We start from the raw sequence: 26,894 nt of genomic DNA on the forward strand, positions 1-26,894 counted from the left end.
CGCTAAGCTTGGCCGAGCATGTGCGTGTTCGTTCTGCGGGAGGGGAAGCCTGCAGCGCGTCACTTGCTGAAGGGTTAGGTAGTTTTATGGCCAATGAAGATAAAGGGACCTTCCTGACGGTCGCCGAGGTCGCGGAGATCATGCGTGTCTCCAAGATGACGGTCTACCGTCTCGTGCACTCCGGCGAGCTGCCCGCCGTCCGCGTCGGGCGCTCCTTCCGGGTCCACGAGTCGGCCGTCAACGAGTACCTTGAGGCGTCGTTCTACGACGCCGGCTAGCCCCGACAGGTCCCCGGCCCCGGGAGCCGCGACGCCCGCCAGGCGCCGTGGCACCCGGGGTCCTTTTGGTTGCAGGGCGACCTGCCGCTACACTGGACCGCATTCGTGTCGCCCGCCGTCTCCGCCGTTGGCCCGGCGCGGCACAGGCAGAGAACATCGTCAAACGAAGTGAGGAAAAGCCCCATGGGTTCCGTGACCAAGTGGCGCCGCAAGCGCATGTCGAAGAAGAAGCACCGCAAGATGCTGCGTCGTACCCGCGTGCAGCGTCGCAAGCTCGGCAAGTAAGCGCGCCCGCACGGCCTCTCGGCGCCGCCCGCCCCGGATCCTCCCGGTGGCGGCGGCGCCGTCGTCGTGTCTGAGGGGGTTTATCTCCGCCGTCCGGCCGGCCCCACCCGCGCCGGGTCCACCCGCGCCGCGAGCCCGCGCCGGCCCTACCCCCTGCGCCGCCAGCGCCGCCGCAGCCGCCACCCGGCGATGCTGAACGCGGCGGTGAACAGGCTCGGCACCCCGTAGGTGCGCACGGCCTTGCGCAGGCTGCGGTAGTCGCGCACCTGCCAGCCGCGCGCGTGCGCCTCGGCGAGCAGCTTGCGGTCCGGGTTGACCGCCACGGGCGTGCCCACCATCGACAGCATGGGGATGTCGTTGACGGAGTCGGAGTAGGCCGTGCACCGCTCGAGGTCCAGGTGCTCGATGGCCGCCAGCGCAGCGACCGCGTGCTTCTTGCCGGGGCCGTGCAGGATGTCGCCGACGAGCCGGCCGGTGAAGCGGCCGTCCTCGACCTCGGCGACTGTGCCCAGCGCCCCGGTGAACCCGAAGCGGCGCGCGAGGATCTGCGCGAGCTGCACCGGGGTGGCGGAGACCAGCCAGACCTGCTGACCGGCGGCCAGGTGCATGTCGGCCAGGTCGCGGGTGCCGGGGAAGGCGCGCTGCTGCATGCTGTTCTCGACGATCTCCTCGCACAGCGCGACGATCTCGTCGACGGGCCGGTCCTTGATGATCTCGAGGGCCATCGCGCGGCCCTCGGCGACGTCGTCGGCGTTCTCGGAGCCGGTCAGCCGGAACTTCAGCTGCTTCCAGCCGATCGAGACGATCTCGCCGAGCGTGAAGAAGCGCTTGCGCGCCAGGCCCATCGCGAAGGCGATGAGCGAGGAACCCTGGATCAGCGTGTTGTCCACGTCGAAGAAGGCGGCCACGCCCGGCTCCTGGGGGATGTCGGGGTCCGCGGGTGAGACCTTCAGCCCGCCGGCGGCCTTGATCGACCCGGAGACGGACTCGACGCCGAGCTCGAACTCCTCGAGGTCGATGCCGAAGACCTCGCGCACGGCCGCGGCGGCCGCGGCCTCGCCGGCGGCCTGTTGGGCGGCGTCGTCGAGCGGGGGCAGCGCGGTGGTCTCGAAGAAGTTGCGCAGATTTCCCCGGCTGGCGGACCACTGGGCGAGAAAGTCCCTCGGATTGCCCGGAAAGCGGGACGGGACCTGGGATGTCACGTGTCGGCGCCTTTCTGCGGCGGGTCGGCGGTTCGGGGGCTGCGGGCGCGCGGCGGACTCGGGCGGCCGGCGCCATGCGGTGGCGGCCGCCCTCGCGACGGTCGCCGCACCCCACCATCGTAGGCCGCATGCGTCCGGGTACGCGCGTCGAGACCGTCTCCGCTTGCCGACGTCCGTCGCCCCCGCGTGCGCGGCCCCCGCGGCGTCCGTGCGCGGGTTCGGCGGCGCGGTGCGCCGCCCACGGGGGTGTCGACCGTGCGTTTTGCCTGCTGCCGCGGGGTCGTGGAATAGGTCGGCCTCACTCTGCGTTCGCCCGGCGGGGGTGGTACTTATTGAATGTCTGACTTTCAGGATCGAGGGGCGCCGCGGGCGCCGCGAGGAGGCGCGCGGGTGAACGACCACCGGGTGGAACTCATGGTGCGGGCCGGCTGCGGTTCGTGCCTGCGGGTGCTCGACCAGATCCGTGACGTCGTCGCCGGAGCCGGGGCCTGGCTGGCCGTCCGGGACGTCGACGCCGACCCGGAGCTGGCGCAGGAGTACGGCGACCGGGTGCCGGTCGTGGTGCTCGACGGCGAGGAGTTCGCCGCCTGGGAAGTGGACAACGACGAGTTAGGCCGAGCTTTGTTGTCCTAGCCTCTCCGGCCTATTAAAATTTAAACCATTGGATTGATTTACCTATCGTGTGCGGGGCGGACCCTCGCGCGCGTGGGGTGGAGGAGCCGTCGGAGACGCGCACCGGCCGGGCGTCGGCGGTGGAGCAGGCGGCCCAGGAAAGCGGTGAGTTAAACGTGAGCGTGCTCGTGGTCGGAATGTCCCACCGGTCCGCGCCCGTGTCCCTTCTCGAGCGGCTGAGCATGGACACGGAGACCAAGCACTCCGCCGCCGAGGAGCTCCTCGACGGCCCGTCGGTCTCCGAGGCGATGATCGTCTCGACCTGCAACCGGTTCGAGGTCTACGCCGTGACCAGCGGATTCCACAAGGGTGTGCAGGACATCTTCAACATGCTCCACGACGTCTCCGGCGTCGACCTGGAGACCCTGCGCAGCTACCTCTACGTGCGCTACGGCGACGCCGCCGCCGAGCACGTCATGACCGTCACCGCCGGCCTGGACTCCATGGTCACCGGCGAGCAGCAGATCATCGGCCAGGTCCGCGCCGCCTACCAGGACGCCGCCGAGGCCGGCAGCGTCGGCCCGCGCCTGCACTCCCTGGCGCAGGCCTCGCTGCACGCCGGCAAGCGCGTGCACTCCGAGACCGCGATCGACGACGCCGGGGCCTCCATGGTCACCTACGCGCTCGACCACGCCCTGGACATCCTGCCCGCGATTGACGACGCCCCGGTGGGCGCCGCCGGTGCCGACGGCGCCGTCTCCGGTGGGGATGCCGCAGACGCCGGCGCTGACACCGCCGGCGCCGACCGTCCGCTGACCGGGCGCCGCGCGCTCGTGCTGGGCGCCGGGGCGATGGCCTCGCTGGCCGCGACCCACCTGGGCCGCCTCGGCGTCGACTCGCTGGTCATCGCCAACCGCACCCGGATGCGTGCCGAGCGCCTCGCCGAGCACTCCCGCCAGGCCGGGGTGGCCGCCGAGGTCGTCGACTTCGCCGACCGCGCCGCAGCCCTCTCCGGCGTCGACCTGGTCGTCTCCGCCACCGGCGCCGGCACCTTCACCGTCACCCGCGACGACGTCGACGCCGCCGGCCGGAGGCTCGTGCTCGTCGACCTGTCCATGCCGCGCGACATCGACCCGGGCGTGGCGGACTGCCGCAACGCCGGCCTGATCAACATCGAGGGCCTGCGCGCCGCCCGCGACGCCGAGGACGACAAGTCCGACGCCCGCCGCGAGGCCGAGGCGATCATCTCCGAGGAGCTGCGCTCCTACTCCTCCGAGCAGCGCGTGCGCGACGTCGTGCCCGCCGTGGCCGCCCTGCGCCGCCACGCCAACGAGCTGGCTGAGGCCGAGCTGAAGCGCCTGCGCAACCGTACCCCGGAGCTGACCGAGGACGAGTTCTCCGCAGCCTCGCGCGCGGTGCACCGCGTCGTCGACAAGCTGCTGCACCAGCCGACGGTGCGCGTCAAGCAGCTCGCCGTCGAGTCCGGCACCGTCTCCTACGACACCGCCCTGCAGGAGCTGTTCGGGCTAGACTACGCAGGTGACGCCGACCGCAGCGTCGCGGTGCCCGCCGCGCACCTGCCCGCCGGCGACTTCCGCAGCCGGTCCGACGAGGAGGGCCGGCACGCCGAACGCAAGGAGACTGCATGAGCGACGACCACCACATCCTCCAGATCGGTACCCGGGGCAGCGGCCTGGCCACCACGCAGGCCGGCCACATCCGCGATGACCTGACGGAGGCCGGGTGGGACGCCGAGCTCCACATCGTCACCACGCACGGTGACGTCAACATGGCCCCCGTCGAGCGCATCGGCGTGGGCGTGTTCACCCAGCGGCTGCGCGCCGCGCTGGCCAGCGGCGAGTGCGACATCGCCGTGCACTCCCACAAGGACCTGCCGACGGCCCCCGACGAGCGCTTCCACCTGGTGGTCCCGCGCCGCGAGGACCCGCGCGAGGCGCTCATCGCCCGCGACGGGCTGCCCCTGGACACCCTGCCCGAGGGCGCGAAGGTCGGCACCGGCGCGCCGCGGCGCATCTCCCAGCTCAAGGCGCACCGCCCGGACCTGGACATCCGCCCGCTGCGCGGCAACATCGACACCCGCATGGGCAAGGTCACCTCCGGCGAGCTCGACGCCGTCGTCCTCGCCTACGCCGGCCTGGTCCGCATGGGCCAGGGCGGGCGCGCCACCGAGGTCTTCGACACCGACCGGGTCATGCCGGCGCCCGCCCAGGGCGCGCTGGCCGTCGAGTGCCGCGCCGACGACGAGGACACCCGCGCGGCGATCGACTCCCTGATCTGCCGCGACTCCACCGTCGCGGCCCTCGCCGAGCGCGGCGTGCTCGCCCGCCTCGAGGCCGGCTGCACCGCGCCGGTGGCCGCCCACGCCGTCATCGACGGCGACCGCGTGCACCTGAAGGCCGGGGTCTTCGCCCTCGACGGCTCGCGCTCCCTGCGCGCCGAGGGCGAGGCCGAGGCCGACCCGCGCACCGCGCGCGCCCTCGGCGAGCAGCTCGCCGAGCGCCTCTTCGCCGACGGGGCCGCCGAGCTCCTCGGCACCGAATGACGGCGGGGGAGTGACGCCGTGGCCCGCCTGGAGATCTCCGACCGGAGACTGACCGTCGAGCTGGAGTGGTGGGAGAAACTCGCCGCGCACCGCTCGGACCTGAGCGTGCCGCTGCGCGCCGTGTCCGGCGTGGAGGTGCTCGAGGACGTCTTCGCCGACCCGGCCGTCGCCCGCGGCGAGCGCGTGCCCGCCACCCGCATCCGCGGGGTGACCGTCACGGGCACCTTCGATGCTCCCGACGCCCCCGGGGCCGGCCCCGTCTTCGCCGTCTGTCACGGCACCACCGGCCGCCCGCGGCCCGGCGTCGCCGTCGACCTCGAGGGCGTGACCGTGGGGCGCATCGTCGTCTCCACCCCGGACGCCGAGGAGTACGCGCGGCGCCTGCGCGAGCTCGCCGGCCTCGCCGACCCGGACGCTGACGCAGACGGCGGCGACTAGGCCGTCCGGCGGGGCCTCCAGGGGCGGCCTGCGCCCACGCGCATACGGCGCCGGCACCGCCGACGGCGACCACGGGGACGTCGGAAAGCGGCCCAGATAATAAGGAAAAGCCGGGGCCGCCCGCGGGCGACGGTTTTTCATTTGCCGCCCGCTAAATTATGGTGTGTATACCACATAGTGATGGAGTGGCGGCCCACGGGGTCGCCTCTTACGGCCCGTCGAACCGGCGGGCCGTACTACTGCCCATCACGGGGACGCCCGACACACGCACCCCGGAGACGCGGTCCGTGGGGTGGAGGGCACCCGTCGCGCCGCCCGCCGGCCGCGACGGACGCGGCGTCCCGCACCCGGTGCCCGGTCCCCGTCCGCGAGCGAGAAAAGAAGTACATGAGCATGGCCCAGCAGGAGTCCCCCCAGCCCCAGGGCACGGTCGTCTTCGTCGGCGCCGGCCCAGGCAACTCCGACCTGCTGACCGTCCGCGCCCGCGAGGTGCTCGCCCACACGGCCACCGCGCTGGTGGAACCCGAGGTCCTCGACGGCGTGCGCGCGGTCGTCGCGAGCGCGCTGCCCGTCCCGCAGGAGAAGATCGACGCCGCCGAGGAGGCCTACAAGCGCCTCGTCGAGGAGACCAAGGCCGGCGGTGCCCGCCGCCGCCCGCCCCGCCCGGCGCCGCCGACGGCCGCCGAGGTGGAGGAGCTCGCCTGCGACGACCCCCGGGACGTCGCCAAGCGGCTCGTCGAGCTGACCGCCGGGGGCGAGAACGTCGTGCGCCTCGTCACCGGCAACCCGCTCTCGCGCGAGGGCGTGCTCGCCGAGATCAACGCCGTGGCCGCCGCCGACGCCGACTTCCAGGTCGTGCCCGGCATGTCGCTGCCCTCGACGGTGCCGGCCTACGCGGGCATCGCGCTCGGCTCCACCTTCACCGAGACCGACGTCACCGACGGCGACGTCGACTGGGACCAGCTGGCCTCCGCGCCGCAGCCGCTCGTGCTGCAGGCCACCCGCGAGGACCTGCCCACCATCGCCGCCGAGCTGCTCGACCGCGGCCTGCCCGCCGCGATGCCCGCCTCCGTGACGGTCAACGGCACCACCCGGCTGCAGCGCACCGTCGACGCCACCCTGGGGACGCTGGGCCGCCTCGACACCGAGCTCGACGGCCAGCTCGTGGCGACCCTGGGCACCGCCGTCGACTCGCGCTCGAAGTACTCCTGGTGGGAGAACCGCCCGCTCTACGGCTGGCGGGTGCTCGTGCCGCGCGCGAAGTCGCAGGCCGCGCCGATGAGCGCGCGCCTGGCCTCGCACGGCGCGATCCCGCAGGAGGTGCCGACGATCTCCCTGGAGCCGCCGCGCAACCCCAACCAGATGGAGCGCGCCATCAAGGGCATCGTCGAGGGCCGCTACCAGTGGGTGATCTTCACCTCCGTCAACGCGGTCAACGCCGTGTGGCGCAAGATCTCCGAGTTCGGGCTCGACGCGCGCGCCTTCGCCGGCATCCACCTCGGCGCCGTCGGCCGCAAGACCGCCGAGGCGCTGCGCGTGCAGGGCCTGGCCCCCGAGGTCGTGCCCCCGGCGACCAAGCAGAACGCGCTCGGCCTCATCGACGTCTTCCCGGAGTACGTCGAGGACCTCGACCCGGTCGGCCGCGTGCTGCTGCCGCGCGCCGACATCGCCGCCGACACCCTCGTCGAAGGCCTCGAGGGCCTCGGCTGGGAGATCGACGACGTCGTGGCCTACCGCACCGTCCGTGCCGCGCCGCCGAGCGCGGACATCCGCGACATGATCAAGTCCGGCGGCTTCGACGCGGTGTGCTTCACCTCCCCGTCGACGGTGAAGAACCTCGTCGGCATCGCCGGCAAGCCCCACCAGCGCACCGTCATCGCGGCGATCGGCCCGTCCACGGCGCAGGCCGTGCGCGAGCAGGGGCTGCGCGTCGACGTCGTGCCGGAGGTCTCCGACATCCCGCACCTGGTCGACTCGCTGGCCGACCACGTCGCCGCGCTGCGCGCCGCCCGCAAGCTGCCGCCGCCGCGCAAGAAGCGCCGCAGCCGCAAGCGCACCTCCAAGGGCGCGGCGCACGAGGCGTCGGAAAGCACGGCGAAGGACGCCGGGAAGAACGCCGGCAAGGACGCCTCGAAGTAGCACGCCCGGGGCCGCGGCGGAAACGCCCCGCCCGGCCGCGCCGCGGGGGAGTACCTAAGATGGTCGGGTAAGCAAGACCGCAACCCGAGAAAGAAGGCGCCTTTCACCGTGTCCACCCCCACCCCGCAGCCGGACAAGACCTTCCCGCTGACCGTGCCTGTCCGCCGCCCGCGCCGCCTGCGCACCACCCCGGCGATGCGCGGCATGGTCGCGGAGACCCGCCTCGACCCGCGCGACTTCATCCTGCCGATGTTCGTCGCCGACGGCATCGACGCCGCCCGCGAGATCCCCTCGATGCCGGGCCAGTACCAGCACACGATCGACTCGCTCAAGGCCGCCGTGCACGAGGCCCTGGACGCCGGCGTGCGTTGCGTGGACCTCTTCGGCGTGCCGCGTGACGGGGACAAGGACGCCACCGGCTCGGTCGCCTGGCGCGAGGACGGCATCCTCAACCGCGGCGTGGCCGCCCTGCGCGAGGAGTTCGGCGACGAGGTCATCGTCATGGCCGACACCTGCCTCGACGAGTTCACCGACCACGGCCACTGCGGCTCGCTCAGCGAGGACCGCCACGGAAACTCCTATGTCGACAACGACGCGACCCTGCCGCTCTACCAGGCCATGGCCGTCGCCCAGGCCGAGGCCGGCGCCCACATCGTCAGCCCCTCGGGCATGATGGACGGCCAGATCCGCGTGATCCGCGAGGCGCTGGATTCCGAGGGCTTCGAGGACGTGGCGATCATGGCCTACTCCGCCAAGTACGCCTCCGCGTTCTTCGGCCCCTTCCGCGACGCCGTGGGCAGCTCGCTAAAGGGCGACCGCCGCACCTACCAGCAGGACCCGGCCAACGCGCGCGAGTCGATGCTGGAGACCCAGCTGGACATCGAGGAGGGCGCCGACATCGTCATGGTCAAGCCGGCCCTGCCGTACCTCGACATCCTGCACGAGCTCGCCACCTCGAGCCCGGTGCCGGTCGCGGCCTACCAGGTCTCCGGCGAGTACGCGATGATCCACGCGGCCGCCGCCAACGGCTGGATCGACCTGGACCGCGTGATGATGGAGTCGCTGACCTCCATCAAGCGCGCCGGCGCCGACCAGATCCTGACCTACTTCGCCGTCGACGCCGCCCGCGCGCTCGCCCGCGACTGACGCCGCGGAGTTGAATTGACGACGCCGCGCTGCGCGGCGTCCTGCGTAACGTGGGGCCGTGGTGCGCCGCGGACGAAGGAGGAGCACCTGATGACCACCGGAGACGACCGCCGGGGAGCGCCGGGCACCCCGGGGACGGGGTCCGGCGCCCCGCAGGCGCCGGCCGACGCGCCTGCCGCCGTGGACAACGGCTCCGGCGCGCCCGGTGCCCCGGGCACGGCCGGCTCGACCGGTGTAGCCGGCACGTCGGGCAAGGGCAGCAAGTCCCGCAAGGAGGACGCCAAGCGGCCGCCGGAGGCGGTGCGCATCCTCGTCGCGCTGTGGCGCGGCATCGTCGGCCTGGAGATCCTGCACCAGCTGCTCAGCGTGGCCGGCGTGCTCGCGGACCCGGGCGCGCTGCGCACCATGGCCCGCGAGACCCTCGAGCAGACCGAGGGCGCGGACGTCTCCCCGCAGATGCTGGACGTGGCCGTATACGCCTCCGCGGGCTTCTCGGCGCTGGTCGGCATCGCCATCCAGCTGATCCTGCTGTGGGCCACGGTGATGATCGCCCGGCGCCACCGCTGGTCCGACGGCTCGCGCCGGCTGCTGATGTTCTTCAGCATCTACCTGGTCATCCGGGCCGTCGCCCTCTTCGGCGTCGGCGCGGCAGGGGCCGGTTCCATCCCCGTCGCGCTGCTCGCCGTCGACGGCTCGGTGCAGGTGCTCGCCGGGGTGGCCGCGGCCCTGGCGCTGGTGTACATCTTCAACTCGGAGACGGTGCGCTGGACGGCCGAGGCCGCCGCCGAGCAGGACCGCACCTGGACCGACCCGGGCAACCGCTGAGAGAGGATCCGCCGTGACGATGTTCCCGACCCCCGCCAGCGGGGGAAACCGGCCCGACCCGAACCGCGACTACCACTACGACCCGGAGTCCGGGCGGCCGCGCTCGCTCGACGTGGCCTACTGGCTGCTCGCCGCCGGGGCCGTGCTGTGCGCCGTGGCCGGCCTGATGCTGCTGACCACCGACGTGCCGCAGGAGATCGTCGAGTGGAACGCTGAGCACGCCGAGAACGTGCGCTCCAACATGCGCTTCGTCGCCTGGTTCAATCTCGTCGGCGCGCTGCTGGTCGGCCTGTGCGCCCCGCAGGTGCGCGCCGGCTCGCGCGTCTGGCGGCGCTGGGTGGCTGTGTTCCTGGTGCTGCTCGTGGTGGGCAACATGATCGCGCTGGTGGCCAAGGTCGTCGGCCCGGCGGTGCTGCTGAGCCTGGTCGTCTTCGCCGCCGCCGCGGTGGCGATGTTCCGCCCCGACGCCAACGGCTTCATCCGTTACCACAGCGGCGTCGACACCCCGGGCGCCTAGCGCCCCGGGCCGGGGGCCGACAGCGGTGACGCCCGGTCGGCCCCGCCAGCGCCCGCACCCGCCCGCCGGATCTCCGGTCGGGCGGGCGTTTCGTGTCCGGGCGGTCTACAGTGGAACGGATCAACCGGCCGGGAAACGCCCGGTAACCGGACGCACACCGGCCGACGCCGGGAGACACCCGGGACACCCGAGACACACGCAAGGAGGCGGAGACGGGGTGAGCGCAGAGGAGCAGGCGGCCCGCGCGGAGCAGACGCCGCCGTCCGGCGAGGGCCTCGACCAGGTCATCCAGCGCGCCCGGCACGCCGCCGCCCGCGCCGGCGTCGAGGTCGAGGACGACGTGGTCACCCTCGTCTCCTGGGCCTTCGACCTGAAGGGCCTGGGCGAGGAGACCGTCGACGCCAGCGACGTCGAGCACCTCGTCGCCGCCCTGGAGGCCGTCCCCGGCGTCCATGCGCGCATCATCTACCCGGACGCCAGGGCGTGGGTCAGCGCGCCGTCGGAAATTCCGGGGGAGCGCCTCACGGCGATCTTCGCGCAGTTCGGGCTCACCGCCACCCCGACGCCGGCCACGCGCCGACGCGTGGAGCAGCTCGAGCAGACCCGGCACGCCCGGGTGCGCCGCAACCGGCGGCCCGTGCGCCGCTCCGTCGGCGAGGAGCGCGCCCTGCAGCGCGCCCGCCGCGAGGGCTGGCTGCGCGCCGCCGCCCGCGAGGACGCCGAGGCCGAGCGCCGCACCAACGGCGCGCCCGCCTCGGCGACCGTCGCGCACGCCGCGCGCCGCGGCAACCTCGGCGCGAGCCGCGACGTCCTCTACACCGCCCGCGGGCTGATCACGACCCCGCGCCTGGTCACCGCCGTGATTTTGACCGTGCCGGTGCTGCTGCTCAGCCTCGTGACCGGCTGGCAGTTCGACTACTGGCAGTGGGTCACCCTCGCGCTGTCGCTGCCCGTGGTCACCTGGTGCGCCTGGCCGTTCCACCGCGCCCTGGCCGGCGGCGTGCGCCGCGGCGCGACCGCCCTCGACGGGGCGAGCTCGATCGCCGTGGCCGCCGCCTTCGTCTGGTCGCTCGGCGCGCTGCTGTTCACCGACGCCGGGCGGCCCGGCTGGCTCTCGGCGTCGGGCTTCTTCACCCCGCCGATGTTCGGCGGCTCCGGGCCGGACATCTTCCTCGACGTCGCCTGCGGCATGACCACGCTGCTGCTGGTCGGCCGGCGCTGGTCGATCCAGTCGCGCTCCAGCCTCGTCGAGGAGCTCGCCGCCGCCCGCCCCGACCTGCACTCCGAGGTCACCATCGCGCAGCGCCGCCGCCACCCCAACGACCCGGAGGGCGAGCGCCTGCCGCTCGGCGAGGTCAACGTCGGCGACGACATCGTGCTCACGCCGGGCCAGCTCGTGCCCGTCGACGGCATGGTCGTCGGCGGCTCCGGCGTCATCGTCGCCTCGGTGCTCTCCGCCGCCCGCGGCCCGGACCACGGCCATGGCGAGGGCCACACCCACATGCGCGGCCACGGCCTGGGCCACCACCGCCACACCAAGCCGACCTACCAGGTCAGCGTCGGCGGGCACGTCGGCGCCGGCGACCGCGTGGGGTCCGGCACCCTGAAGGTGCGCGTGCGCCGCACCGGCCACGCCACCCGCATCGCCGCCGTCGAGCGGTGGGTCGCCCAGGTCAACCGCCGGCAGAACGACGCGGTCATGCTCTCGACGCGCTCGGCGTCCTGGCTGATCGTCGTCTCCTGCTTCCTGGCCGTCGTCTCCTTCCTCGGCTGGTGGTGGTTCACCGGCAACCCGACCGGGGCCTTCGCCACCGGCCTGGCCGTGCTCGCCTGCGTGGCCCCGCCGGCCCTGGCGCTCTCCTCGGCGCTGGCGCTGCGCCTGGGCACCGAGGCCGGCGCCCGGCACGGCCTGCTGCTGCGCGACGGCGGCGTGATGCGCCGCCTCGAGGGCACCGACACGCTGATCTTCAACCGCGTGGGCACCCTGACCGCCTCCGACATGGTCGTCGAGTCCGTCAAGGCGCTGCCCGGCAACGACCGTGACTTGCTGCTGCGCGTGGCCGCCAGCCTCGTCGCGGACTCGCCGCACCCGGCCGCCCGCGCCATCGTGCGCGCCGCGCGCTCCATCCCGCACGCCCCGGGCGACACCGTCGTGCCCCGCCGCGTGCCCGTCACCAGCGCCAAGGTCACCGCCGGCGGCGACTTCGTGGCCACCTGCACGCTGCCGGTCGACGGCCCCGAGGGCAAGCGCCGCGAGCGCCACGTCAACGCCCGTTTGTGGCGCCCGTGCACCGTCGGTGACCTCGACGAGCCGCTGGCCACCCTGGCCTCCGTGCAGGGCACCCCGATCATCGTCGCGATCGGCGGCGTGGACCGCGGCGTGATCACCCTGCACGACCCGGTCAAGGAGGACGCGGCCGAGGCCGTCGACGGCATCGAGGCCCTCGGCGTGGAGACCATGATGATCTCGCGCGACATCTACCCGGTCGCCCGCCGCTTCGCCGACAGCGTCGGCATCTCCCGGGTGCTCGCCGGCATCGCCCCCGGCCGCAAGGCCCGCACCGTGCGCACCGTGCACACCCAGGGCAACACCGTGACCATGGTCGGCGACGAGTCGGTCTCCGCCGCGCTGCGCGTCGCCGACGTCGGCGTGCTCGTCTCCGGCACCGTCCCGCTCGAGCCCGACCGCGACAGCGACGAGATCGACCGCGGCGTCGACGTGGTGGTGCTGCGCAAGGACGTCCGCGCCATCGAGGAGCTGCTCGCCCTGGCCCGCCGCGTGTGCCGCATCATCGACCGCAACATCCTTTTCGCCTGGGGCTACAACGCCGTCGCGGTCGTCGGCGCCCTGACCGGCGTGCTCCACCCGCTCGGCGCGACCGTCGCGATGCTCGCCGCCTCCCTGGTCATCGAGGGGATGTCCAACCTCGCCGCGCGCCCCGTGGCCGTGTAGCGCACGCCGGTTGGTCGGGCGCCGACGGGTTCGGGCACAATCGGGGGCATGATCACCCCTTCCCCGGCACGTCGCCGGCTCACCCGCGCCCCGTTCCTCGACGCCGTCGCCGGGCGGACCCCGACGCGCACGCCGGTGTGGTTCATGCGCCAGGCAGGCCGTTCGCTGCCGGAGTACCGCGAGATCCGCGCCGGGGTGGGCATGCTCGAGTCCTGCTTCCGGCCCGACCTGCTCACCGAGATCACGCTGCAGCCGGTGCGCCGCCACGACGTCGACGCCGCGATCCTCTTCTCCGACATCGTCGTCCCGCTCAAGGCCGCCGGCGTGGGCGTGGACATCGTGCCCGGCCGCGGGCCCGTCATGGACCACCCCGTGCGCAGCCGCGCCGACGTCGACGCGCTGCCCGTCCTCGAGGAGCCCGTCGCCGCAGTCGGCGAGGGTATTTCCGGGATCCTCGACGGCCTGCGCGACGACCAGGTGCTCATCGGCTTCGCCGGTGCGCCCTTCACGCTGGCCAGCTACCTCGTTGAGGGCGGGCCGAGCAAGAACCACCGGCACACCAAGGCCCTGATGCACACCGAGCCGGAGACCTGGCACGCGCTCATGGAGCGCCTCGTGTCCACGGTCACCGCGTTCCTGTCCGGGCAGATCGCCGCCGGCGTCGACGCCGTGCAGCTCTTCGACTCCTGGGCCGGCTACCTCTCCGAGTACGACTACCGCGAGCACGTCCTGCCGTACTCGCGGCGCATCTTCGAGGCCGTCGCCGGCGCAGAGATCCCGCGCATCCACTTCGGCGTGACCACCGGCGAGCTGCTCGCCGACATGGCGCAGGCCGGACCCGAGGTCGTCGGCGTGGACTGGCGCGTGCCGCTGGACCGCGCCGCCGAGCGCATCTTCCGCGCGGCCGGGCCGAAGGTGCTGCAGGGTAACCTGGACCCCGCGCTGCTGTTCGCCGGTCCCGACGTCGTGCGCGCCGAGGTGGAGCGCATCCGCGCCGCCGCGCGCCGGGCGGTCGAAGAGGGCTACGCCACCGGCCACATCTTCAACCTGGGCCACGGCGTGCTGCCCGAGACCCCCGCCGAGGCCGTCACCGAGGCCGTCCGCATCGTCCACGAGACGGACTAGCGCCCGCGAGACACGCGGGTAGTCGAGTAGTGAAGGAGCACACCCCGTTGCGTTACGCCATCATCGGGGCCGGCATCGCCGGCCTGACCGCCGCCTGGGAGATCCACCGCCGCGACCCGGAGGCCGAGGTCGAGGTCTTCGAGGCCACCGACCGCATCGGCGGCAAGCTGTGCTCGGTGCCCTTCGAGGCCGGCCCCGTCGACCTCGGCGCCGAGGCCTTCCTGGTGCGCCGGCCCGCGGCCCGCGAGCTCATCGACGAGCTCGGCCTGGGCGACGACGTGGTGGGCACCTCCGGGCTGCACTCGACCGTCTTCACCGGTGGGGTGATGAAGCCGCTGCCGGCGGGCACCGTCATGGGCATCCCGGCGACCAGTGAGCCGGTGGCCCACCTGGTCTCCGCGGAGACCGCCGCGCGCATCGACGCCGAGGGCGACGCCGAGCCGGTCGACTGGCCGGTCGGCGGCGACCTCAATGTCGGCGAGCTGGTGCGGGCGCGTTACGGCGGCGAGGTCGTCGAGCGGGCCGTCTCCGCGCTGCTCGGCGGGGTCTACTCCTGCACCGCCGACGACCTCGGCGTGCGCGCGACCGTGCCGCAGCTCGCGGAGGCCTTCGACGCGATGGTCGAGGCCAGCGAGAAGCCCACGCTCTCCGGGGCCGTCAAGCGCGTGCTCGACTCCCGGGCCGCGCAGGCCGCCGCCAAGCGCGGGGAGAAGGGCGCACGCGGCTCCGTGGCCGCGACCGCCGAGCCGACCACCAGCGCCGCGCACCCGGCCGGGACGCAGGCCACCGGCGCCGTCGCCGGCGACGGCGCCCAGCCCGCCGACGGTGCGGGTAGCGCCGAGGGCGACCAGGACGGCGTCGGCAAGCGGAAGAAGCGCCCCGTCATCTTCGGCACCCTGCGCGGCGGCTTCCGCGAGCTCTACGAGGCGCTCGCCGAGGCCTCCGGGGCCAGGATCTACCTCGACGCCTTCGTCAGCGGGCTCGCCCGCGACGGCGAGGGCTACCGCCTGACCGGCGCCGGCGAGGGCACCTACGACGCCGTGCTCGTGGCCACCCCGGCGCCGACCACCGCGCGCCTGCTCGCGGCCGTCTCCCCGGCGACCGCCGAGGCTCTCAGGCCGGTCAAGCTCGCCGGCTCCGTCGTCGTGGGGCTGCGCCTCGAGTCCGGCGAGGGCTTCCCGGAGAACTCCGGGGTCCTCGTCGCCGGCGACGAGCCGGGCGTGCACGCCAAGGCCTTCACCTTCTCGTCGAAGAAGTGGCCGCACCTGGCCGAGCGCGGCGGGCTGATCCTGCGCGCCAGCTTCGGCCGCTTCGGCGACGACGCGCTGATCCGCGAGGACGAGGACACCCTCGTCGACTACGCCCTCGACGACCTGAAGACGATCACCGGCTTCGACGCCCGCGAGGCCGGCGTCGCCGAGATCTACGTGCAGCGCTGGCTCGGCGGGATCCCGCGGTACGACGAGCACCACCTCGAGCACGTCGCCGCCGCCCGTGCGGCCGTCGCCGAGGTGCCCGGCGTCGAGGTCACCGGCTCCTGGGCCGGCGGCGTGGGCGTGCCGGCCGTCATCGCCGACGCGCGGGCCGCCGCGGCCCGGCTGCTCGGCCAGGGGGACTGACCCGCCGGGCGCGCGCCGGGCGGTGGGGACCTCCCGGCGGCGCCCCGGGCACCCCTACAATGGTCCCCATGACTACCCCCGGTTCCCAGCCCACCTCCGAAAACACCGCCCGGTCCGCCGAGATGTTCACCGAGGCCCGCCGGCTCACCCCCGGCGGGGTGAACTCCCCGGTGCGCGCCTTCGGCTCCGTCGGCGGCCAGACCCGTTTCATCGAGTCGGCCAAGGGCTCGCACCTGACCGACGTCGACGGCAACGACTACGTCGACCTGGTCTGCTCCTGGGGCCCGATGCTGATGGGCAACGCGCACCCGGCCGTCGTCGAGGCCGTGCGTGAGGCCGCGCTCAAGGGCCTGTCCTTCGGCACGCCCTCCTACGGCGAGGTCGAGCTGGCCCGCCTGATCGTCGACCGCACCTCCGTCGAGGAGGTCCGCCTGGTCAACTCCGGCACCGAGGCGACGATGTCCGCCGTGCGCCTGGCCCGCGGCTACACCGGCCGGCCGAAGGTGCTCAAGTTCGAGGGCTGCTACCACGGCCACGTCGACGCGCTGCTGGCCTCGGCCGGCTCGGGTGTGGCGACCTTCGCGCTGCCGGACTCGCCGGGGGTGACCGGCGCGGCCGCCGCCGACACCATCGTCGTGCCCTACAACGACCTGGAGGCCGTGCGCGGCGCCTTCGCCGAGCACCCGGGCGAGATCGCCTGCATCATCGCCGAGGCCGCCGCCGGCAACATGGGCACCGTCGCCCCGGACGAGGGCTTCAACGCCGCGCTCAAGGAGATCGCGCACGCCGACGGCGCGCTGCTCATCCTCGACGAGGTCATGACCGGCTTCCGCACCTCCTACAACGGCTGGTACGGCGTCGACGGTGTCGCCGGCGACCTGACCACCTTCGGCAAGGTCGTCTCCGGCGGCCTGCCCGCGGCGGCCTTCGGCGGGCGCGCCGAGATCATGAAGCACCTCGCCCCGGAGGGCCCCGTCTACCAGGCGGGCACCCTGTCCGGTAACCCGGTGGCCACGGCCGCGGGTGTGGCCTCGCTGACCAGCGCCACCCCGGAGGTCTACGACACGGTGTGCACCAACGCCGACCGCCTGGCCGGTCTGATCGACACCGCGCTCGAGGCCGAGGGCGTGCCGCACCACATCCAGCGCGCCGCCACGATGCTCTCGGTGCGCTTCGCCGAGGGCGCCGGCCGCAACTTCTCCGACATGAAGGCCGCGGACACGTTCCGCTACCCGGCGTTCTTCCACGCGCTGCTCGACGCGGGCGTCTACGCCCCGCCGAGCGTCTTCGAGACCTGGTTTGTCTCGTCGGCGCTCACCGACGATGATTTTGAGCGCATCGAGGCCGCGCTCGCCCCGGCCGCCCGCGCCGCCGCCGTGGCCGACCCGAACTCCTAGGAGACAGCCATGTCCACGACGATCGTCCACCTCGTGCGCCACGGGGAGGTGCACAACCCGGAGCGCGTGCTCTACGGTCGCCTGCCGGGCTTCCGCCTCTCCGCGCGCGGGGAGTCCCAGGCCGCGCGCACGGCCCAGGCCTTCGAGGGCCACGACGTGACGCACCTGGCCTGCTCGCCGCTGCAGCGCACCCGCCAGACCGCGTTGCCGATGGCGTGCGTGACCGGCCTGGAGCCGCAGGTCGACGAGTCCCTCATCGAGGCCGGCAACCGCTTCGAGGGGCTGCGCACCAAGGGCTGGCGCACCCAGCTGATCAACCCGGTGCGCTGGCCGCTGATGGTCGACCCCTCCGAGCCGAGCTGGGGCGAGCCCTACCGCGACATCCAGTCGCGCATGCTCGACGCCGTCGAGCGCGCCCGCCTGGCCGCCGAGGGCCACGAGGCCGTGCTGGTCACCCACCAGCTGCCGATCGTGACCGTGCAGCGCTGGGTCGCCGGCCTCGACGTCGCGCACATGCCGTGGGACCGCCGCTGCGAGCTGGCGAGCGTGACCTCTCTGGTCTTCCGCGGCGCCGCCGTCGCCGAGTGCGTCTACACCGAGCCCGCGCAGGAGATCTGACTGTGGCGGACCCCATCAATTTCCGACGTCCCGCCCTGCGCCGCCGCGGTTCCCGTGCCGTGGGTGCGGGGAGCACCGGCGTGCGCCGCGGTGCGCGCGTGGCCGGGCTGTTCGGCGCCGTCGTGGTGGCGGCGGGTGCGCTGTCGGCGTGCTCGATGGAGGACGCCGGCGGCGACGACGCCGTGGCCATCGGCGGCACCTTCGACTTCTACTCGCCGAGCGGCAGCACCGAGGTCTTCTACGACGAGTCCGAGCGCGCCCCCCTGCAGGGCTTCTCGGGTGAGTCTCTGATGGACGAGGGCGAGACGATCTCGCTGTCGGACTTCGACGGCCAGGTCGTCGTGCTCAACGCCTGGGGCCAGTGGTGCGCGCCGTGCCGCGCGGAGGTCGACGACCTCGAGCGCCTGCAGGAGTCCTTCAGAGCGGAGGACAAGCCGGCCACGGTGCTCGGCATCAACGTGCGCGACCACAACGCGGAGATCGCGCGGGACTTCGTCAAGGACAACGGGGTGACCTACCCCTCGATCTACGACCCGCCGTTCCGCACCGCGGCCGCCCTGGGCGGCGTGCCGACCTCCGTGGTGCCGACGACGATCGTGCTGGACAAGCAGCACCGTCCGGCCGCCGTCTTCCTGCGCGGGATCACCGACACCGAGATTTCCGAGGTCGTCGACGGCCTCCTGGAGGAGCAGTGACGGAAGCTGACGTTCTGGCGGCGGGCGGCACCTTCGCCGAGACGGTCGCCGGCGGCCCGCTGGTGCTGGCGCTGGTGGCCGCGGCGCTGGCCGGCCTGGTCTCCTTCGCGACCCCGTGCGTGGTCCCGCTGGTGCCCGGCTACCTCTCCTACCTGGCCGGCACGGTCGGCGGGGAGATGGACTACTCCGGCGAGCACGGCCCGACCGTGGGCCGGCGCCGCCAGTGGGCCGTGGTCATCGCCGCGTTGCTGTTCATCCTGGGCTTCACGGTGGTCTTCGTGCTCGGCACGGCCACCGTCTTCGGCGCGATCGGCATGCTCACCCTCAACGCCGAGACGCTCATGCGCGTCGGCGGGGTGGTCACCATCGTGATGGGCCTGGTCTTCCTGGGCTTCATCCCGGGGCTGCAGCGCGACACGCGCATGAGCCCGAAGCGGGTGACCACCTGGGTCGGCGCGCCGCTGCTCGGCGGCGTCTTCGCCCTGGGCTGGACGCCGTGCCTGGGTCCGACGCTCGCGGCGATCATCTCGGTGGCCGCCGGCACCGAGGGCACCACGGCCGCGCGCGGGGTGGTGCTCATCGTGGCCTACTGCCTGGGCCTCGGCCTGCCGTTCCTGCTGCTCGCGCTGGGCTCGACCTGGGCGCTACGGGGCGTGGGCTGGCTGCGCAGGCACTCCCGTACCATCCAGGTCATCGGTGGGGTCCTGATGATCCTCGTGGGCCTCGCGCTGGTGACCGGGGTGTGGGCCGAGTTCGTCGGCTGGGTCCGGCAGTGGACGGTCGGCTACGGCACGACCGTGATCTAGGGCCTCCCGGGGCCGGCGCCGTCGCAGGCGTGACCTGCGCGCGACCGGTGCACGGCCGGTGCCATGGCCCCCCAGCGGCAGCCACCACCCGGGCAGCACGACCCCGGAACAATCCGATACACGACCAGACGACAGAGGAGAAGGAACAGATGAAGCAGGTGACGCGCTGGCTGCGTCGCGCATGGAACTGGCTGACCAGCATGCGCACGGCGCTGATCCTCCTTTTCCTCGTCGCCGTCGCGGCGATCCCGGGCGCGCTGCTGCCGCAGCGCAGCCTCAACGAGGAGAAGGTCAACGACTACATCGCCAACAACGGCCGCCTCGCCGAGATCTACGACAAGCTCCAGCTCTTCGACGTCTTCTCCTCGTCCTGGTTCACGGCGATCTACGTCCTGCTGACGATCTCGCTGGTCGGCTGCATCATCCCGCGCAGCTGGGAGCACTACAAGGCGATGCGCGCCAAGCCGGTGCGCGCCCCGAAGCGCCTGACGCGCATGCCGCACCACCACACCGGCCACCTCGACGCGACCCCCGACGAGGTGCTCGACCAGGTGCGCGGCCGGCTCAAGGGCTGGCGTGTGTCGGTCTTCTCCGCCGAGGAGGACCGCGCCGGGGTCCGCTCGCTGTCCGCGGAGCGCGGCTACGCCCGCGAGTTCTTCAACCTCGTCTTCCACCTGGGCCTGGTGGCCATCCTGGTCACCATCGCCGCCGGCCGGATGGTCTACTACGAGGGCCAGGTCATCGTCGTCACGGAGTCGGGCTCGACCGGGGCGGTCGCCCTGGGCCAGTCCACGGAGTTCTGCAACACCTCGGACTCCAACTTCGACTCCTTCCGCTCCGGGCCGCTCTACCGCGGCAAGCTCAGCCCGTTCTGCTTCATCGCCCACGACTTCACCGCGGACTACCTGCCCAACGGCCAGGCCGAGATGTTCACCTCGAACATCTCCTACGCCGAGGGCGAGGACATCACCAGCGACCCGGCGACCTGGCGCGACTACGAGCTCAAGGTCAACCACCCGCTGCGCCTCGGCGGCGACCGCGTCTACCTGCAGGGCCACGGCTTCGCGCCGACCTTCACGGTCAAGTGGCCCAACGGCGAGACCCGCACCCAGACCATCCAGTTCCGCCCGGACGACCCGACGAACTTCCTGTCCTCGGGCGCGATGCGCTTCGACCCGCCGGCCGGCATGTACCCGGACCTCTACGAGCGTCGCCAGAACCAGCTGGCCATCGAGGGGCTGTTCGCCCCGACGGCCGAGTGGACCGGCGAGAACGGCGCGCTGCTCAGCTCCTCCTTCCCGGAGCTGCGCGACCCGGCCGTGGCCATCGACGTCTACCGCGGCGACAACGGCCTGGACACCGGTGTGGGCCAGTCGATCTTCAGCCTCGACGCCTCGCTGGTCCACTCCGGCCAGCTGCAGCGCATCGAGCGCGTCAACCTCAACCAGGGCGAGTCGGTCACCCTCGACGACGGCACCGAGCTCACCTTCGACGGCGCCAGCGAGTACGCGAACTACCAGATCGCCCGCGACCCCTTCCAGGGCTGGGTGCTCGTCTCGGCGGTGATCATGCTGGGCTCGCTGGTCGCCTCCCTGGCGATCAAGCGCCGCCGCGTGTGGGTGCGTGTGCGCCCGGCCGCCGCCGGCGGCACCGACCTGGAGATGGCCGGCCTGGCGCGCACCGACCGCGCCGGCTGGGGCGAGGAGTTCGAGGAGCTCTACCGCGACATCTTCGACCTGCCCGACCCCGACGAGGTCGAGGGCGGCGCCGGCGAGCCCGACGAGGACGAGCTCATCGAGGGCCCGCTGGCGTAGCACGCGCAACGCAACCGCCCACGCCGCTCTGCGCGACGTCGGCAATCGCGCGCGGTCCACCCCCGCCCGGGGTGGCCCGTCCAACGGGCCGACCTCGGGTTTTAGGTGCCTCTCTGGTAATCTCCCCCTCATACGTGGCCCACCGGGCCGGCGGAAGAAGGAGAGAGCTTCAGTGGATAGCATCGTCGATCCGACCATGGCGACCCTGTCGGACCGGGCGTTCCAGGCGACGTTCCTCGTCTACCTCATCGCCCTGGTCCTGTCGCTGTTCTACTACGTGCGCGCCCAGGCGATCATCGCCCGCACCCGCCGCCGCACCGAGGAGCGCGAGCTGGTCACCGTCGGCGCCGGTTCCGACGCCCCGATTTCCGACGTCGCGCCCGGCACCGAGGGTGCCGAAGGCGCCGTTCCGGGTGACGACGCGCTGGCCAGGCAGCGCGCGAGCGCGCGCAAGTGGGGCGGGGCCACCCAGTCGGTGATCTGGCTGGGCATCATCCTGCACGTCGTCGCCGTGGTCACCCGCGGCTTCGCCGTCGGGCGCTTCCCGCTGGGCAACCTCTACGAGTACATGCTGATGATCACCGCGGCGACCATGGTCGTGGCCACGGTGGTGGTGCAGGCGCGCGGCAGCCGTGTCGTGTGGCCGTGGCTGCTGACCCCGATGCTGGTGCTGATGTTCTTCGCGGGCACCAAGCTCTACGCCGAGGCCGCCCCGGTGGTGCCGGCGCTGCAGTCCTACTGGCTGCCGATCCACGTGACCTCGGTGTCGGTGGGCGCGTCGATCGGCCTGGTCTCGGGCGTGTTCTCGATCCTGTTCCTGCTGCGCGTCTGGCAGCCCGTGGGCGAGGAGCACGGCTTCCTCGCCCCGGTGGTCCGCCCGCTGCCGAGCGCCGAGAAGCTCGACCGCATCGCCTACCGCCTGGCCGTGTACACGCTGCCGATCCTGGGCATCGGCATCATCCTCGGCGCGATCTGGGCCGAGGCGGCCTGGGGCCGGTTCTGGGGCTGGGACCCGAAGGAGACGTTCTCCTTCATCACCTGGATCCTCTACGCCGCCTACCTGCACGCCCGTGCGACGGTCGGCTGGAAGGTCGGCGCGGCCTGGATCAACATCGTGGCGATGGGCACGATGATCTTCAACCTGTTCTTCATCAACATGGTCGTCTCCGGCCTGCACTCCTACGCCGGTCTGAACTGACCGCGGCCCGCGCGGCGCGGTGCGCCCGGCCCGCGCCGCCTGCCGACATCACACCCCGCCTCCGGATCCATCTCCGGACGGCGGGGTTGCGTCGTATGGAGGGGAAGGCGCGGCTCGGGGCCGGCGGGGGAGGGGCTGGATTTTCCGCCTGCGGACCGGGTAAGTTCTAAGGCTAGGCTTACTGGAGTGGTAGGCGTCATGATCGGCCCGGGCACCCCCGGGTCCGCACAGGACACAGGAGGAATCAGCGATGAGTGCACCCAGGCGCAAGACCGGCAAACCCGCGGGCGACATCCCCGAGCTGGTCCAACTGGGCTCCGAACTCGCCGAGCGCCGCCGCGAGCTGGGCCGGCTCCAGCAGGACGTCGCCGCCACCGCCGGGGTCTCCCGCTCGACCCTGCACGCCATCGAGCACGGCGCGACGGGGGTGCGCTGGGAGAAGGTCCAGGCGGTCGCGCGCGTGCTCGGCCTCGAGCTCTGCTTCGCCGAGGCCGGAGCCGGAGTGGCCGCCGACGCCGCCGAAGCCGCGGCCGCACCCTCGGAAGCCACTGCCCGTAACTGACCTCCCGGTGCCGGCCACCGGAAGCCAGGAGAACAAACTCCGTCCGGGGCGTCCCGCCGAGTGCTCGCGGCGCATCTCTGAACGAGGCGAGTGCGCCCGGCGTCGGGCCGCCCGCGGGATCCGGCTCCCCGAGACGCTACCGTTGAGCCCATGCGCATCCTCGTCACCGGCGGCGCCGGCTTCATCGGCTCGAACTTCGTGCGTCGCACCCTCGCCACGCGTCCCGACACGCGGGTCACGGTGCTCGACAAGCTGACCTACGCCGCCAACCCGGCCAGCCTCGCCGACCTGGACGCCGGCCGGTGCCGCCTCGTCGAGGGCGACGTGTGCGACGCCGCGCTCGTCGACGATCTCGTCGCCGACGCGGACCTCGTCGTCCACTTCGCCGCCGAGAGCCACAACGACCGCTCCCTGCGCGACCCCGCCGCCTTCGTGCGCACCAACGTCGAGGGCACCGTCGCGGTGCTGGCCGCCTGCGCGCGCCACGACGTGCGCCTGCACCACATCTCCACCGACGAGGTCTTCGGCGACCTCGCCCTCGCCGACCCGGCCCGCTTCACCCCGCAGACGCCCTACCGGCCCTCGAGCCCCTACTCGGCGTCGAAGGCCTCGGCCGACCACTTCGTGCGCGCCTGGGTGCGCAGCTTCGGGCTGCGCGCGACGATCTCGAACTGCTCGAACAACTACGGCCCGCGCCAGCACCCCGAGAAGTTCATCCCGCGCCAGATCCTGCGCCTGCTTTCCGGCCGCCCGCCGCGCGTCTACGGCACCGGCGAGAACGTGCGCGACTGGATCCACGTCGACGACCACAACGACGCCGTCTGGGCGATCGTCGAGCGCGGCGAGCCCGGCCAGACCTACCTTATCGGCGCCGACGGCGAGGCGAGCAACCTCGACGTCGTGCGCGCCCTCAACCGCGCCTTCGGCCGCGCCGCCGACGACTTCGAGCACGTCACCGACCGCCCCGGCCACGACCGCCGCTACGCCATCGACGCCGCGAGCACCCGCGCGCTGGGCTGGACCCCGCGCCACACGGACCTCGCCGCGGGCCTGGCCGCGACCGTCGACTGGTACCGCGCCAACGAGCCGTGGTGGCGCGCCGCCTTCGACGCCGCCGAGGACTTCTACGCCGCCACCGAGCGCCGGCTCTAGTGCGCCGGCGTCGCTTGCCGACGCCGTGCCCCGCCCACGGCGCGGGTTCTCGCCCGCGGTGCGGGGCGGGACGTCGGCAATTGAGCCGCGGCTACACTGGGCGCCATGTTCACACCAGTCGACGGCTTTGACGGCGTCCTGCACATGGTGCCTGAGGTGCACCCCGACGACCGCGGCACCTTCCACGAGTGGTTCAAGGCCTCCGCCTTCGAGGAGGCACTCGGCTTCCCGCTCGACCTGCAGCAGGCCAACATGTCCGTCTCGAAGGCGGGCGTGCTGCGCGGGCTGCACTACTCGGAGGTGCCGCCCGGACAGGCCAAGCTGGTCACGTGCCCGGCCGGCGCCGTCTTCGACGTGCTCGTCGACGTGCGCCGCGGCTCGGAGACCTTCGGGGCGTGGAAGGCCTTCGAGCTGACCGCCGCCAACCGGCACGCGGTGTTCATCCCCTCCGGCTACGCGCACGGCTTCCTCGCCCTGGAGGACTCCGTGGTCGTCTACCTGACCACCTCCGAGTACCAGCCCGGCGTCGAGCACGGCTTCGATGCGCTCGACGGCGACGTCGACGTGGCGTGGCCGACGATGGACTACATCCGCTCCGAGAAGGACCAGGCCGCACCGTCGCTGGTCGAGCTCGAGGAGCGCGGGCTGCTCCCCGAAGTCGAGGTCTGTCGCGGGCGCCTCGACGAGCTGCGCGCGGGCTGGGCGGAGGCGGCCGAGGAGGCCGGCCTGTGAAGGGCATCATCCTCGCCGGCGGCACCGGCTCGCGGCTGTGGCCGATCACCTACGCGGTGAGCAAGCAGCTCGTGCCCGTCTACGACAAGCCGATGATCTACTACCCGCTGAGCACGCTGATGCTCGCGGGGATCACGGACATCCTGGTCATCACGACGCCGGCGGACCTGCCGCAGTTCGAGCGGCTGCTCGGCGACGGCTCGCAGTTCGGGGTGCGCATCTCGTTCGCGGTGCAGGACCGCCCGCGCGGGCTCGCGGACGCCTTCGTCGTGGGCGCGGACCACATCGGCGACGACTCGGTGGCGCTGGTGCTCGGCGACAACATCTTCTACGGCGCCGGGCTGGGTACGCGGCTGCGGCGCTTCACGGACCCCGACGGCGGGGCGATCTTCGCCTACTGGGTCTCCAACCCGCAGGCCTACGGGGTGGTGGACTTCGACGCGGAGGGCCGCGCGCTCTCGCTCGAGGAGAAGCCCGAGCGTCCGGCGAGCCACTTCGCGGTGCCGGGGCTGTACTTCTACGACAACGAGGTCGTCTCCATCGCGCGGGGCCTTTCGCCGAGCGCGCGCGGCGAGCTCGAGATCACCGACATCAACAACGAGTACCTGCGCCGCGGTCGGCTGCACGTCGAGGTGCTGCCGCGCGGCACGGCGTGGCTGGACACCGGCACGGTGGACCTGCTGATGGCCGCCGGCGACTTCGTGCGCACCATCGAGCAGCGCCAGGGCCTCAAGATCGGCGCGCCCGAGGAGGTCGCCTGGCGCATGGGCTACATTTCCGACGCCGCGCTGCGCGCCCGTGCGGACGCGTTGCGCAAGTCGGGTTACGGCGAGTACCTGCTGGAGATCCTCGAGCGCGAGCGGGGCTGAGGCGGCGGCGCCCCGCGTGGGCGGGGTGGTTACCTCTCGGGGTGGTCCTCGCCGGCTTCGCCTTTGTCTTCGGCGTTCGTGCCCGGGTCCGCCTCGTCATCCGCGGACGGCGACTCTTTGCCGGGCTCGGGCGCGGGCGCGGCGTCGTAACGCTCGTGGGCGCGGCGCATGCGCTCGTTCTCCTGGCGCTCGGCCTCCTCGCGGGCGCGGCGTTCCTTGAACCGGTTCTTCTCCAGGGTCCAGAGGAACTCCTCGTCGTCGTCGGGGCCCTTGATCTCGGGGCGCTCGGCGGGCCGGTTGAGTCCGGCGCCGGCGCGGTTTCCGGAGCCGGGGCCGAATGCCTTCCACAGCAGCACCACGGCCAGGATGATCAGGGCCAACAGAATCAGGCGTCCCAACGGGGTCCTCCCTTCGCGTCCGACAACCACAATACGGATCAGGCCCGCGGGTTTAGTAGCCTGGGGTGCGTGACAGATCAGGATCCGACCCCGACCGAACTGACCGACGACGCGCGCGCGGCGGAGAGCGACGAGCAGCTGCGCTCCCGGGCGCGCCGGGCGCTGGCCCGTTACGGTCTGGCGCGACTCGGGCTGTTCCTGGCGCTGACGGTGGTCATCCAGCTCGCGGCGTGGCTGATCGGGGCGCCGGTGCCGCTGGTGATGTCGGCGCTGCTGGCGCTGCTGGTGGCGTTCCCGCTGTCGATGCTGATCTTCCCGCGCATGCGCGTCGAGGCCACGCAGGCCGTCGCCGCCCGCCACGAGCGCGGGAAGCAGCGCAAGGAGTGGATCCGCGAGGAGCTCGCCGGGCGCTGAGCCCCTTACCAGAAATTGCCGCCCCCGTGCGCCGGCCCGTGAATGCGGTTGTGGAACAGCCCTGGTGCTCCACAAGCAGGGCATAGTGCTCTCGCGCACTGTTGGCGGGCCGGTCATGCTGGGGGACATGAACCTGCTCGACCAACTCATCACGGTCACCCGTAGAGGCATAGACCTCGCCGAGGCCGCCGAAGGCATGAGCAAACACCAACTCACCGACTTAGGTGTGCTGCCCATGGACGCCCAGAAGATCGCCCGAGTGGCCCGCACCTACTTTTCGGAAACCTCCGCGAAGACCAACGCCATCCAGGCCGCCCGGAAAAACGGCCACTCGATCGTCACCCTCGACATGATCGAGTCGTTTACCACCAAACTGAACAACCAACGCCGCGCCTGGGGCTTCCGAACACGCGCCTGCCGTGTGACCGGCTTGCATGATGAGGTGCGCACGGCCTGTCAGAGGCTCCTCGACGAGTACAACGGGCCGGACACACCCGCCCCGCAGACCCGTAGCCTGCAGTTCATCAACTCCAGGAC

General features: G+C 72.7%; 27 protein-coding genes. 25 read left to right on the top strand and 2 right to left on the bottom strand.

The features are described from left to right. Window positions 1-86: 86 nt before the first annotated feature. Together QP119_RS08510 and QP119_RS08515 are read left to right on the top strand one after the other, a co-directional pair. On the top strand, window positions 87-278 hold the full coding sequence (locus tag QP119_RS08510) for a helix-turn-helix domain-containing protein (RefSeq protein WP_075663150.1): 192 nt from the start codon (window positions 87-89) through the stop codon (window positions 276-278). Window positions 279-461: 183 nt separating this feature from the next. Next, window positions 462-563 (top strand): 30S ribosomal protein bS22, encoded by a 102-nt coding sequence (locus tag QP119_RS08515; RefSeq protein WP_075663151.1) that lies wholly within the window; start codon window positions 462-464, stop codon window positions 561-563. A gap of 146 nt (window positions 564-709) precedes the next feature. On the opposite strand, the gene QP119_RS08520 is transcribed toward QP119_RS08515, so the two are convergent. Then, the gene (locus QP119_RS08520) at window positions 710-1,765 is read right to left on the bottom strand and encodes an HAD-IB family hydrolase (protein WP_284775285.1); all 1,056 of its coding nucleotides are present in this window, start codon (window positions 1,763-1,765) and stop codon (window positions 710-712) included. A gap of 414 nt (window positions 1,766-2,179) precedes the next feature. On the opposite strand from QP119_RS08520, the gene QP119_RS08525 reads away from it, so the two are divergent. The 21 genes from QP119_RS08525 to rfbA all read left to right on the top strand — a co-directional run bounded on the left by QP119_RS08525 (window position 2,180) and on the right by rfbA (window position 25,545). Further along, window positions 2,180-2,398, top strand: a complete 219-nt coding sequence (locus QP119_RS08525) for a glutaredoxin family protein (RefSeq protein ID WP_075664795.1) — start codon at window positions 2,180-2,182, stop codon at window positions 2,396-2,398. A gap of 155 nt (window positions 2,399-2,553) precedes the next feature. Next, window positions 2,554-4,026 carry a glutamyl-tRNA reductase gene (locus tag QP119_RS08530; RefSeq protein WP_284775286.1) on the top strand — a complete coding sequence of 491 codons (1,473 nt, stop codon included), beginning with the start codon at window positions 2,554-2,556 and terminating at the stop codon, window positions 4,024-4,026. Further along, a complete protein-coding gene (gene hemC, locus QP119_RS08535; protein WP_284775288.1) occupies window positions 4,023-4,940 on the top strand; it encodes a hydroxymethylbilane synthase in 918 nt (305 codons plus the stop codon). Before QP119_RS08530 ends, hemC begins: the two co-directional genes overlap by 4 nt. A gap of 18 nt (window positions 4,941-4,958) precedes the next feature. Next, window positions 4,959-5,378 carry a hypothetical protein gene (locus tag QP119_RS08540; RefSeq protein WP_284775290.1) on the top strand — a complete coding sequence of 140 codons (420 nt, stop codon included), beginning with the start codon at window positions 4,959-4,961 and terminating at the stop codon, window positions 5,376-5,378. A 387-nt stretch (window positions 5,379-5,765) separates the two neighbouring features. After that, entirely contained in the window at window positions 5,766-7,517 is a 1,752-nt protein-coding gene (locus tag QP119_RS08545) for a bifunctional uroporphyrinogen-III C-methyltransferase/uroporphyrinogen-III synthase (protein WP_284775292.1), read from the top strand. A 147-nt stretch (window positions 7,518-7,664) separates the two neighbouring features. Next, window positions 7,665-8,663, top strand: coding sequence for a porphobilinogen synthase (hemB, locus tag QP119_RS08550; RefSeq protein WP_284775321.1), 999 nt, complete (start codon window positions 7,665-7,667; stop codon window positions 8,661-8,663). Window positions 8,664-8,753: 90 nt separating this feature from the next. Beyond that, a complete protein-coding gene (locus QP119_RS08555; protein ID WP_284775293.1) occupies window positions 8,754-9,488 on the top strand; it encodes a hypothetical protein in 735 nt (244 codons plus the stop codon). Window positions 9,489-9,507: 19 nt separating this feature from the next. Beyond that, window positions 9,508-10,005, top strand: a complete 498-nt coding sequence (locus QP119_RS08560; protein WP_284775295.1) for a hypothetical protein — start codon at window positions 9,508-9,510, stop codon at window positions 10,003-10,005. 217 nt (window positions 10,006-10,222) lie between these two features. Then, window positions 10,223-12,958 (top strand): heavy metal translocating P-type ATPase, encoded by a 2,736-nt coding sequence (locus tag QP119_RS08565; RefSeq protein ID WP_284775297.1) that lies wholly within the window; start codon window positions 10,223-10,225, stop codon window positions 12,956-12,958. 48 nt (window positions 12,959-13,006) lie between these two features. Next, window positions 13,007-14,083, top strand: a complete 1,077-nt coding sequence (gene hemE, locus QP119_RS08570; RefSeq protein WP_284775298.1) for a uroporphyrinogen decarboxylase — start codon at window positions 13,007-13,009, stop codon at window positions 14,081-14,083. Window positions 14,084-14,130: 47 nt separating this feature from the next. Continuing rightward, complete coding sequence (gene hemG / locus QP119_RS08575; protein WP_284775322.1) at window positions 14,131-15,702, top strand: protoporphyrinogen oxidase; 1,572 nt, start codon at window positions 14,131-14,133, stop codon at window positions 15,700-15,702. A 68-nt stretch (window positions 15,703-15,770) separates the two neighbouring features. Continuing rightward, window positions 15,771-17,099: a glutamate-1-semialdehyde 2,1-aminomutase gene (gene hemL, locus QP119_RS08580; RefSeq protein WP_423777785.1), complete on the top strand. Its 1,329-nt coding sequence runs from the start codon at window positions 15,771-15,773 to the stop codon at window positions 17,097-17,099. A gap of 9 nt (window positions 17,100-17,108) precedes the next feature. Then, window positions 17,109-17,717: a histidine phosphatase family protein gene (locus tag QP119_RS08585; protein ID WP_284775302.1), complete on the top strand. Its 609-nt coding sequence runs from the start codon at window positions 17,109-17,111 to the stop codon at window positions 17,715-17,717. A gap of 155 nt (window positions 17,718-17,872) precedes the next feature. Next, on the top strand, window positions 17,873-18,412 hold the full coding sequence (locus QP119_RS08590) for a TlpA disulfide reductase family protein (RefSeq protein WP_284775323.1): 540 nt from the start codon (window positions 17,873-17,875) through the stop codon (window positions 18,410-18,412). Further along, entirely contained in the window at window positions 18,409-19,218 is an 810-nt protein-coding gene (locus QP119_RS08595; RefSeq protein ID WP_284775304.1) for a cytochrome c biogenesis CcdA family protein, read from the top strand. The genes QP119_RS08590 and QP119_RS08595 overlap by 4 nt, the downstream gene beginning before the upstream one ends. A gap of 149 nt (window positions 19,219-19,367) precedes the next feature. Further along, window positions 19,368-21,032, top strand: a complete 1,665-nt coding sequence (resB, locus tag QP119_RS08600; protein WP_284775305.1) for a cytochrome c biogenesis protein ResB — start codon at window positions 19,368-19,370, stop codon at window positions 21,030-21,032. Between the two features lie 196 nt (window positions 21,033-21,228). Beyond that, complete coding sequence (gene ccsB / locus QP119_RS08605) at window positions 21,229-22,230, top strand: c-type cytochrome biogenesis protein CcsB (protein WP_284775325.1); 1,002 nt, start codon at window positions 21,229-21,231, stop codon at window positions 22,228-22,230. A gap of 250 nt (window positions 22,231-22,480) precedes the next feature. After that, window positions 22,481-22,792 (top strand): helix-turn-helix domain-containing protein, encoded by a 312-nt coding sequence (locus tag QP119_RS08610; protein WP_284775307.1) that lies wholly within the window; start codon window positions 22,481-22,483, stop codon window positions 22,790-22,792. A gap of 150 nt (window positions 22,793-22,942) precedes the next feature. Then, the gene (gene rfbB / locus QP119_RS08615; RefSeq protein WP_284775309.1) at window positions 22,943-23,944 is read left to right on the top strand and encodes a dTDP-glucose 4,6-dehydratase; all 1,002 of its coding nucleotides are present in this window, start codon (window positions 22,943-22,945) and stop codon (window positions 23,942-23,944) included. Between the two features lie 105 nt (window positions 23,945-24,049). Next, entirely contained in the window at window positions 24,050-24,676 is a 627-nt protein-coding gene (rfbC, locus tag QP119_RS08620) for a dTDP-4-dehydrorhamnose 3,5-epimerase (RefSeq protein WP_284775312.1), read from the top strand. Further along, a complete protein-coding gene (rfbA, locus tag QP119_RS08625; RefSeq protein WP_284775313.1) occupies window positions 24,673-25,545 on the top strand; it encodes a glucose-1-phosphate thymidylyltransferase RfbA in 873 nt (290 codons plus the stop codon). The genes rfbC and rfbA overlap by 4 nt, the downstream gene beginning before the upstream one ends. Before the next feature lie 29 nt (window positions 25,546-25,574). On the opposite strand, the gene QP119_RS08630 is transcribed toward rfbA, so the two are convergent. Next, window positions 25,575-25,943 (bottom strand): hypothetical protein, encoded by a 369-nt coding sequence (locus QP119_RS08630; RefSeq protein WP_284775315.1) that lies wholly within the window; start codon window positions 25,941-25,943, stop codon window positions 25,575-25,577. 69 nt (window positions 25,944-26,012) lie between these two features. Between QP119_RS08630 and QP119_RS08635 the strand changes: the two genes are divergently transcribed. Beyond that, window positions 26,013-26,357 (top strand): DUF4229 domain-containing protein, encoded by a 345-nt coding sequence (locus QP119_RS08635; protein WP_336620418.1) that lies wholly within the window; start codon window positions 26,013-26,015, stop codon window positions 26,355-26,357. 127 nt (window positions 26,358-26,484) lie between these two features. Beyond that, on the top strand, window positions 26,485-26,894 hold a 410-nt coding region (locus QP119_RS08640; RefSeq protein ID WP_423777786.1), incomplete at its 3' end, for a hypothetical protein.

The organism is Corynebacterium frankenforstense (assembly GCF_030211955.1).
Classification (GTDB): Bacteria; Actinomycetota; Actinomycetes; order Mycobacteriales; family Mycobacteriaceae; genus Corynebacterium; species Corynebacterium frankenforstense_A.